This window comes from Sphingomonas mollis, from assembly GCF_016427505.1.
GTDB lineage: Bacteria > Pseudomonadota > Alphaproteobacteria > Sphingomonadales > Sphingomonadaceae > Sphingomonas > Sphingomonas mollis.
Genome location: NZ_JAELXS010000005.1, coordinates 335,172 through 343,652, shown reverse-complemented (window position 1 = coordinate 343,652; position 8,481 = coordinate 335,172). Strand labels below are relative to the sequence as shown.

The following is an 8,481-nucleotide window of genomic DNA, read 5'->3' as shown; positions in this document are numbered from 1 at the left end:
AGCAACGACGCGCAGGCGGCAGGAGACCATCTGCCCGTCACCGCTCGCGGCATGCTGTCACCGCCATCGCCACCGCGCAATGAGCAGGTCCGCGCCTACCTCATGCGGGCGCTCGGTCGCGGGTAGCATCGAGGAACGCGGCGACCCACACCAGCGGCGCATTCCAGTTGATCGCGACCTCGTTCATCGTGAACGCGCGGGAGTCGTCGCGCCAGCATGTCTGGCCGACGCAATGACCTTTCATCGTTGCCGCGATCTGATCGCTCATCGCGGTCGAGTTGGGACCACCGGACAGCACACCCGGCGGAGGCGCGGGATAGCGCGCGTCTGCCGCCTTTGCCCAGAACCGATGATGTGGCCGATGCATCGATCGCACACCGAAGCCGTTGACGAAGGATCGGTCGAGCGCGTTGCGGCCGAGCAGGTAATCGGCGACATCGACCACCGCCTCGCGATATTTCGGTGCACGCGTGATCTGCCACGCGACGCCCAGCAGGATCGCCCGGTTCAGCATCGTCGAATTCGAAGCCCAGCCATAGACTGCCCCCGCCAGGGGCAGGCGATAGCCGTTGCGGGTGCGCTCGGCGAGAATGGTATCGGCCAGCGTCACGATCCGCGCGCGGACGGCCACGATCGTTTCGGCCGACAGCTTGTTGGGCACCGTGGCCAGCGTCAACAAGCCGGCAAGATCGGTATTGCCCCAGCTTAGATCGATGCCACCGCGATCGAGGAACCGCGAGCCCTGGATGGTGGTCAGGAATGCCGCGTCACCGGTGGTCGCGAGCATCTCTGCCGCCGCCCAGAACCGCTCATCGTCGACGGACTTGTCACCATAACCACCGCTGCCGGTGAAGTCCGAACTCGCAAGCAGCGCCGGGTGCCGTTGCGCGGCCGCCCAGCCGGCCTTGGCCGCAGCCAGTGCGCGCGCGGCGAAGGCAGGGTCGAGGGTGCGCCAGATCCGGGCCGCCTGCGCCGCCACCGCCACCATGTTCAGTGTCGCGGCGGTCGATGGTGGATACAGGAACCGGCGCATCGGATCGTCGGCGGGTGCCATCGGGAGGCCGGTCCATGCCTCGTCGGCCACTTTGGTATGCGCCAGCCCTCCCGCATCGATGGTGCGGAAGTCACCAGCGGGGCCGCCGGTATCGGTTCGCATCGCAACCATCAGTCGCCGTTCCGCCGGTATCTGCATCGCCAGCAGGAACTCGACCTCGACGCGCGCCTCGTCGAGCAGGTCGTCGATGCCGTTGGCGTTTTCGGCGATCGGTAGTCGCCCGTCGGCGAATGCGGCGCCATCCCCCAGCGCCGTCAACCGCTGCTGCAGGTCGAGCAGCGTCCATGCCGAGATGCCGCCATTGACGACGTATTTGCCGTGGTCGCCCGCGTCGTACCAACCGCCAGTGACATCGAGCCGGTAACTGCAGCCGGGCCAGCGCACGCCGCGCTGGTCTTTACCGTCGAAGCACGTGACCACTTCGTGGCGGTGGCCGGCCGCGCGCGCGAGATCGGGCCGTTGCACATGCTGCGCCAGGATCGGCACGCCGCTGCTTTGCTGGTAGAAAAAGCCCATGGCGTCGGTCGCGAGCCGTCGGAACGGCCGCTCCGTAATCTCGAAGGGCTGACTGCGCGCGTTGCCGACCATCAATCGATAGCCCATCCCGGTGAGGCGGTAGCGACCGAAGTCGATACGCTGAACCGTCTCGTCCGAAGATGCCTCCGGACCGAACGGGGTCGTGACGCCATGGTCAACCACGTTTCCGGACCGGTCGAGCAGGTGCCATCGCGACGGCGCCGGTCCCTGGTCGGCGACGATCGCGGATTTCGGACCCGTAACTTCGTAGCCGGTCTGGTTGACCCGGATGGCACTGGCAGATGGTTCTGCCACCTGGGCCAGCAAAAGCGAAACCAGTGTCATGTCAGTTCTGTCCACGTTTGATAGGCATATAGTCCGCCGGTCGGCCGTGATCGCGACACGGTAAGATCGCCGCACCCGCCGCCGGTGCGTCCTGCGCCATCATGCAGGCATGGTGTTGGCGACGTCTACCTATAAGCACCACTGGTGGCTGCGGCGGCATGTACCGGCATGACGATTTCAGCCTTCGTTCCGACCGTAGCGATGCTTTCGAGCGACAGTGTGCCACCCATGGCCCTGATTATTCCCGCGGAAATCGATAAGCCGAGGCCGGACCCACGGCGGCCGTTCACCGGGGTCGCGCAATAGCCGAACCGTTTGAAGAGCAGCCCCTGTGCCTCGGGCGGGATGCCGATGCCGGTATCCTCAACGGTGATGGCGAGATATTTCGTCGACCGTTCGTCGGTGGAAATGGTGACGCGTCCGCCAGCCGGCGTGAAGCGGATGGCGTTGCCGATCAGGTTGATGAGAACCCGGCTCAGTTTGCAGGGGTCCGCCATCATCGGCGCTGTCGTGGAGCAGGGGACGACGGTGAGGGTGATGTCGAATTCGATCGCCTGTGCCGATACGACCGCCAATGCCGCCGCAATGACGGCTTCCGGACCGCAGGGCTGGATATCGAGGTCGATCAATCCGGCGTCCAGCCGCTCAAGCTCCAGAACATCGTTCAACAACGTCGTCACCTGCGTCGTATTGATTTCGATCTGCTCGACCCAGCGGCGCTGGGGTTGCGGGATCGCATCCCCCTTCGTGAGCAACGCCGCGTTCAGCGCGACACTGCCCAGCGGCGAGCGGATTTCGTGGACGATATCGATCAGCGCCCGGCCGCGAGCTTCCTCGGTCGCGATCAGTTGATCGCGCAGCGTCAGATAGCGGTCATTGAGGATCGTCGTCCGGGTGACGTAGATGATGAGGCCGATGATGCCGACGCCCATGCCCCAGGGTAGCGAGCGGCGGCCAAGTTCGACCGACAGCATCAGGATGACGGCGGCCAGCAGTAACGGGGGAAGATCGCGGGGGACCCTGAGAATGAGAACCCGCCACCGCGACGACGTCTCGCATCGCTTCTTGGACGTCGCCCATAAATAGGCGACGAAGGCCATGTCGCCGAACACCCATTTGGCGGAATTGTCGGCGAAGCCCCATTTCGCAACGGCGACCGCGGCGAAGATGCTGGTCACGGCATAGACCGAATGCAGGATCGCCAAAGGCCCGATCAGCCGCCGTATCTCACCCGATTGCCGCAGGTAACTGGCGATGGCGACCACGGCGAGCGCGACATGCCCGACATAGAGGAAGCGTGAATCGGTCTGCCTGATATGCAGCAACGCCGTGCCCGGCCAGGAAAGGATCGCCAGCAACACGCCCAGCAGCACGACCTGCGCGACATCCAGGCTTCGCAATCGCCAGCCCTGATCCTCGCCGGAGGTCGGTAGCAACGCGATCAGGAACAGGACCTGTCGAAACAGTCCGATCAGACTGAGGAATGGCATCGCGGCGTCGGATGGTGCCATCATCGCCGCCGTCGTCCAGCTGATCGCCCAGATGATGAACGCGGCCGTTACCAGATGCCACCGCCATCGGTGCCGGTCGACGGCCGATCGGGATGTCAGGTGGATCGTTCGAGCGGCGCAGAGGGCGACCAGCGCCGCCGTCCCCGCCCGCATGCTGACGGACTGATCGGGCCAGCCGATGGTCACGGCAATCTGTGCGACGACGCATATCAGCGCCGCCGTTATCCAGAAGTGACGGGCTGCCCCTGTGGCGATTGTCTGTCTCTTCACCATCGTCGATCGTGGTTGTCGCCTCCACGTAAACCTGTTCGCGCCCGTTCGACCATATCGTTGTGGGCGATCGTCGCGAATGCGACTGGTGGGGCAGTTCGACCGCCGCCTCGAAAAAATACCTCCCCCGCCTGAAGGCGAGGGAGGTGGAGGGTCAGAAGCGAGCGCGGGCCCCGAAGAGATACCGTGCGCCGGTATTCTGCAGCAGCAGCAGGCGTTCCTCGCGCAGTGAGTAATCACGGACATACTGATTGGTGATGTTCACGCCCTGCACGTAAACCTGAAACCGCTCGTCGATGTCGTACGCGATGCTGGCGTCGAACTGGCCATAGGCCTCGCGGTTCTCGGGGCGGGATGCGGCACCGAAACAGGCGCGCTGGAACGACGAGCGCCAGTTGTACGAACCGCGTGCCTGAATGCCGAACTTTTCGTAAAAGACGCTGCCGTTCGCCGAATGCGGCGAGAGGCCGTTATAGCCGCAATCGAGCGCCGACGCGCCCGCGCCCCGTTCGACCGAACTGGTGACATAGGTGTAGTTGCCCGCCACGCCGAAGCCGGAGAGGACACCGGGGAGCCGGTCGAGCGTGTATTGACCGCCGATCTCGACGCCCGCGATCCGGCCCGACTGGCCGTTGCGCGTGCGGGTATCGAGGAACTGGCGCCCGGCGAACTGCACCGGCAACGTCTGGCTTTCGGAAAAGTCGGAGAAATCCTTCATGAAGCCAGCCAGGCTGAGATAGCTGATATCGGTCAGGTAGTATTCGAGCGACAGGTCGTAGTTCGTCGACTTGAACGGCTTCAGCAGCGGGTTGCCGCCCCCCGACGTGGCATTCGTGATCCGGCCGCTATAGGAATTGTCGGTGCCCAGCGACGTCAGGGTCGGGCGTGTCACCGTCTTCGATACCGCCGCGCGCAGGAATATTCTTGGCGTGAATTCATATTTGAAATTCGCCGATGGCAGGACGTTGGTATATTCGTTGTCGATCCGGATTGCCTGCGCCGGACCGAAGTTGAAGTTCAAATTGTCGTCGCCGGGATTGACGGTGATGCTGACGACCGGCTGCCCGAACCCGCGTGACGTGACCTTGGTGTTGACGACGCGGACGCCGACATTGCCCGACCATTGATCGCCGCCGAGATTGGCGTTGAGATAGCCGGCCAGCACCTTTTCCTGCACATCCAGCCGCTGTCCGGGGCGATTCCGCAAGCCGTATGGGCCGCCGTCCAGCGCCTGAACCCGCGTTGCTTCCGCCGCCTGCTCCGCCGCCGTTCGCCCCTGCCGCGGAACGGCGAGGATCGAGGGCTGCGAGATATAGGCGAAGATGTCGGCCGGGTTGAACGTGAAGAAATTGCGCGGGATCAGGTTGCTGCCCGACGCCTTGGACAGATATCCGTCCAGTTCGTACGCCTGCACCAGATTGGCCGGGATGCCGACCTCGTAACCGCAATAGGTGCAGACCGAATCGGAATTGTCGGCGATGTCGCGCGTTTTGCGCCGCTGGTTATAGGCGGCACCGAAGCCGAGCGACTTCAGGGGACCGTATTCGGCCTTCCAGTCGCCATCGGCGTGAAATTCGATGCCCTTGTCCTTCACCTCGACCAGCTGGTTGAGCGCATAGTGCGCGCGCAGGATGTTGGGATCGGTGATCGGCCCCAGATTGGACGCGGTCGGGATATCGTTGTCGGGCGTCAGGTCGAACCGGGGCGATGTCTGCGCCAACGTGCCGACGACGACGAACTGGTGCGGCTGTTCGCGGGTCGCCTGCGTGGCGGAGGCATCGAATTTCAGTTTCAGGCGATCGGTGGCGTCCCAGGCCAGATTGGTGCCGAACTGATAGCTCTCGGTATTACGATTATAGGTGTAGACGATGTTGTCGTTCTGGGAGAGCGTCACGCGATCGTCGCTCAACCGGGAATCGGTCAGCGCAGGATTGCGCGCCAGGAACTGCGAGCCCGGCCTGTTGAAGCCGGTCACCGTGCCGTTCGCATCGGTCTGGACGCCGATGAAGCGCGGGGTGAAGAACAGCCCGAACCGCCGCGTTTTTTGCGACACGTTGAACCTGGAATAGAGGCCGTCGACGGTCAGCAGCAGCTTATCGTTGATCTGCGACTGGATAGCCCCCGCGAGGTTGATCCGTTCGCGGGTGTTGGCCTCCCGGTTGAAGTTCAGGTCGCGGGGCGTGTGGATGTCGCCGCTGTTGATGAGGATCGTCCTGTTCGCGACCGGCAGGTCCAATTGATTGGGCAGGTTCGACGCCGTCTCGGGCGCATTGATGATCCCCTGCGGCCCCAGAATCCATCCGCCGATGTTGACGTTGTCGTTCTGGCTCTTGCGGTTGGTGTACGACCCGGACAGCACCACGCCGAACGTCTTGTCGTCGTTGGTCCACGATGTCACCGCGGACAGGTCCGGACTGACCTTGTCGGCCAATGTGTCATAGATTCCGCCAGCGGCCGCCGACAGGTGAAAGCCCGATTTGCCATCCAGCGGCCGGGCTGTCACGACGTTCACGGTCGCGCCGATGCCACCTTCCTGCAATTGCGGCAGCGACGATTTGTAGACGTCGGTGCGCTGGATCATGTTCGACGACAGCACGTCGAACGAGAATTCGCGACCGTCATTGTCGGTCGCCATGATGCGGCCGTTGACCAGGACGGTGTTGAACTCCGGCCCCAGTCCGCGAACGGTGATGAACTGTCCCTCGCCGCCGCTGCGATCGATCGCGACGCCGGTGATACGCTGCAACGATTCCGCCACGTTGTTGTCGGGAAACTTGCCGGTATCCTCGGCGGAGATCGAATCGACGATGTTGTCGGCGTTGCGCTTGGTGGCGACGGACGACCGCAGGCTGCTGCGGATGCCGGTGACGACGATGTCCTCGTCGGTGGATGCGGCTTCGGACGGTCCCTGGGGCTCGGCTGGCGTATCCGCCTGGGGTGTGCCGGTCGCAGCGACCGAATTGGCGTTGGATTGCGCGGTCGCTGGCGCAGCCAGAAAGGCAAGAGCGGTGGCACCTGCCAACAGATGAGCTTTCATATCCCCTCCTCTTTCGCGAGCTTATAAGTTGCCCTCGTTTGTCCCACATCTGGTAAGAGTATTGTCATGTCAATTGCCAGTTTGAGGGTGGATTGTTAATCCGATGTGCGACGATATCGCATTGCGATAATCGCCAAACTACTGAGATAAAGTCGAACGTTGCGAGATTTGGTGCGATGCAACAGGCCATTGGCCGGATCGGCGAAAAAATTTATGGGATCGTCATCGACTTTTGTCGGTGTAGTGATACTATTTTGCGACAGGTCCGGACATCCGTTGGTCGAAGCGTACGACCATCGCCGATGTATCGGACACGCCAAACGGGAGGGGAAGCATGAACGGACCGCAGATCGATCGCCGGGGGATATTGGCCTCCGGATTTGCCGGGGCGGCTGCATCGATGGTGCTGCCGGCGATCGCCACGGCGCGCGCGCCGGGTGGCGGGGTGCTGGCCCCGCGGCCACCGATGGGCTGGAATAGCTGGAACAGCTTCGCGACGACGATCACCGAGGCTCAGGCGCGCGAGACGGCGGCGATCATGTCGAGCAAGCTGCTGCCGTTCGGCTACGACATCTTCACCGTCGATATCCAGTGGTACGAGCCGGAGGCGTCGAGCTACGAATATAACGGCAATCCGGTGCCGGCGATGGATGGATACGGCCGGCTGATCCCCGCGCCGAACCGTTTTCCGTCGAGTGCCGACGGGTCCGGCTTCACGAAGCTGGCTGCCGACGTTCACCGGATGGGGATGAAGTTCGGCATCCACCTGATGCGCGGTATCCCCCGGCTGGCGGTGAAGAAGAATCTGCCCATCCTCGGCACGAAGTACCGCGCCGCCGATGTCGCCGACACGACCAGCATCTGTTCGTGGAACCCCGACATGTACGGCGTCGACATGACGAAACCGGGTGCGCAGGCCTATTACGACAGCGTGTTCAGGCTGTACGCCGACTGGGGCGTCGATTTCGTCAAGATGGACGACATGAGCCGCCCCTATGACGCACATGCGCCCGAGATCGAGGGTGCGCACAAGGCGATCGTCAACACCGGTCGCCCGATGATGCTGAGCCTGTCACCCGGCGAGACGCCGGTGATCCGCGGCGATCACGTCCGCCAATATGCGCAGATGTGGCGGATCAGCGATGATTTCTGGGACGAATGGGCGATGCTGGAGGCGCAGTTCACCCGGCTGGAGAACTGGAACACATGGCGCCGTCCCGGCGCATGGCCCGATGCGGACATGCTGCCGCTGGGCCGGCTGGCGCTGGGCAAGCGCGACACGAAGTTCACGCCCGACGAGCAGCGCACGCTGATGACATTGTGGTCGATCGCCCGGTCGCCGCTCATCATGGGCGGCGACCTGCGCCACCTCGATGCGCCGACGCTGGCGCTGCTCACCAATCGCGACGTGCTGGCGGTCAATCAGTCGAGCACCGACAACCGTCCGCATTTCGTGCAGGACGGCGCCCGCATCTGGTCCGCCCGGCCGGAGGGGAGCCAGGATCGCTACCTCGCGCTGTTCAATACCACCGACAAGCCCAAGGAGGTGACGATCGCCCTGCGCGATCTCGGCAAGTCGGGGTCGGTGGCGGTCCGCGACCTCTGGTCCGGTCGGGCTGCCGGCACCGCCCGCGACCGCATTACGCGGACGGTATCGCCGCATGGTGCCGAACTCTATCGGCTGACGTGATGGCATCATCGCGGTATCCACGGGCGAAGACTGTCGCGCGGGGATGCCGCGGTGCTAT

4 protein-coding genes are annotated in these 8,481 nt (G+C 63.6%); 1 reads left to right on the top strand and 3 read right to left on the bottom strand.

Annotation, left to right across the window (positions count from 1 at the left end; all coding sequences use genetic code 11):
* Positions 1-100 precede the first annotated feature (100 nt).
* The 3 genes from JAO74_RS11295 to JAO74_RS11285 form a co-directional block, all read right to left on the bottom strand.
* A complete protein-coding gene (locus tag JAO74_RS11295; RefSeq protein WP_332908785.1) occupies positions 101-1,885 on the bottom strand; it encodes a glycoside hydrolase family 9 protein in 1,785 nt (594 codons plus the stop codon).
* A 155-nt stretch (positions 1,886-2,040) separates the two neighbouring features.
* On the bottom strand, positions 2,041-3,696 hold the full coding sequence (locus JAO74_RS19155; RefSeq protein WP_332908784.1) for a sensor histidine kinase: 1,656 nt from the start codon (positions 3,694-3,696) through the stop codon (positions 2,041-2,043).
* Between the two features lie 154 nt (positions 3,697-3,850).
* Positions 3,851-6,733, bottom strand: a complete 2,883-nt coding sequence (locus tag JAO74_RS11285) for a TonB-dependent receptor (protein WP_199037911.1) — start codon at positions 6,731-6,733, stop codon at positions 3,851-3,853.
* A gap of 334 nt (positions 6,734-7,067) precedes the next feature.
* Between JAO74_RS11285 and JAO74_RS11280 the strand changes: the two genes are divergently transcribed.
* Positions 7,068-8,423 carry a glycoside hydrolase family 27 protein gene (locus JAO74_RS11280; RefSeq protein ID WP_199037909.1) on the top strand — a complete coding sequence of 452 codons (1,356 nt, stop codon included), beginning with the start codon at positions 7,068-7,070 and terminating at the stop codon, positions 8,421-8,423.
* Positions 8,424-8,481: the final 58 nt, after the last annotated feature.

Bases quoted from the DNA above. Each gene is read 5' to 3' on its own strand.
- JAO74_RS11285 (WP_199037911.1), bottom strand. From the start codon at position 6,733: ATGAAAGCTCATCTGTTGGCAGGTGCCACCGCTCTTGCCTTTCTGGCT.
- JAO74_RS11280 (WP_199037909.1), top strand. From the start codon at position 7,068: ATGAACGGACCGCAGATCGATCGCCGGGGGATATTGGCCTCCGGATTT.